General features: G+C 73.4%; 1 protein-coding gene. It reads left to right on the forward strand.

The window, feature by feature from the left end; all coding sequences use genetic code 11:
• Positions 1–1,400 (forward strand): SMC hinge domain-related protein (locus tag MVA01S_RS29845; RefSeq protein ID WP_494337742.1); only part of this gene is annotated, 1,400 nt, incomplete at both ends.

A 1,400-nucleotide genomic window follows, 5' to 3' on the forward strand; every position in this document is an offset into this window, starting at 1 on the left:
CCACATGGCCGCCGCCCGCGCCGAGGCCGACCGCCGGGAGGGGCTGGCGCGGCTGTCCGGGCAGGTCGACACGATGCGCAGCCGGGTGGACTCGGCCGACGAGACCGTGGCACGGCTGACCGCCAACATCGACGAGGCCGCCGCCCGCGCCCAGCAGGCACAGGCCGAGTTCGAGATGGTCCAGGGCCGGGTCAGTGAGCTCGACGCCGGTGAAGTCGGTCTCGACGAACACCACGACCGCACGGTGACCGCATTGCGCCTGGCTGACGAACGCGTCGCCGAGCTGCAGGCCGCCGAGCGGGCCGCGGAACGACAGGTGGCCTCGCTGCAGGCGCGCATCGATGCGCTGTCGGTCGGCCTGGACCGCAAGGACGGGGCCGCATGGCTTCGGGAGAACCACGGTGTCCCAGCACTTTTCGACTCTCTGGCCAATCTCGTCAAGGTCCGTCCCGGGCACGAGGCGGCGATCGCGGCTGTGCTCGGGGCCGCGGCGGACGCGTTGGCCGCCGAGAACTCGGCAGCGGCGAAGGACGCGCTGGCCGCGCTCAAAGAGGCCGACGGCGGCCGGGCCGCCATCGTGCTGGGGGACTGGCCGGCGCCGCCGTCGCTGACGGGGCAGCTGCCCGCGGGTGCGGCCTGGGCGGTGGACCTCGTCGACCCGGCCCCGCGGGTCCAGGGCGCGATGTCGGCGATGCTGGCCGGTGTTGCGGTCGTCGGTGACCTGGCCGCTGCACTGGAAATCGTTGCGGCGCAACCGCAGTTGCGCGCAGTCACCGCCGACGGCGATCTGGTGGGCGCCGGCTGGGTCAGCGGTGGTTCGGATCGCAAACCCAGCACCCTGGAGATCACCTCCGAGGTGGAGAAGGCGCGCACGGAACTGGCGGCCGCCGAGAGGCAGGTCGGCGAGCTCTCGGCGGCGCTGTCGGGAGCGCTGGCCGAGCAGACGGCCCGCCAGGACGCCGCCGAACAGGCGCTGGCCGCGCTGAACGAGTCCGACGCCGCGATCTCGTCGATCTACGAACAGCTCGGCAGGCTCGGCCAGGATGCCCGCGCCGCCGACGACGAGTGGCAACGCTTGATCAAGCAGCGTGACGAGCTGGAGGCCGCGCGCAACCGCACCGTCGAGGAACTGACCGAGCTGGAACAGCGTCTTCACCTCGCCCAGCAGGAGCCGATGTTCGACGTCGAGGTGGTGGACCGCTCGGAGTCGACGGCCGCGGCGGAGGCGGCGCGCTCGGCGGAGGTGGAAGCGCGGCTGGCCGTGCGCACCGCCGAGGAACGTGCCAACGCCGTTCGCGGACAGGCAGATTCGCTGCGCCGTGCCGCTGTCTCCGAGCGTGAGGCGAGGGTGCGGGCGGCGCGGGCCCGGGAGGCCCGCGTGCACGTCGCCGCAATGGCGG

This window comes from Mycolicibacterium vaccae NBRC 14118 = CIP 105934, from assembly GCF_001552715.1.
Lineage (GTDB): Bacteria > Actinomycetota > Actinomycetes > Mycobacteriales > Mycobacteriaceae > Mycobacterium > Mycobacterium vaccae.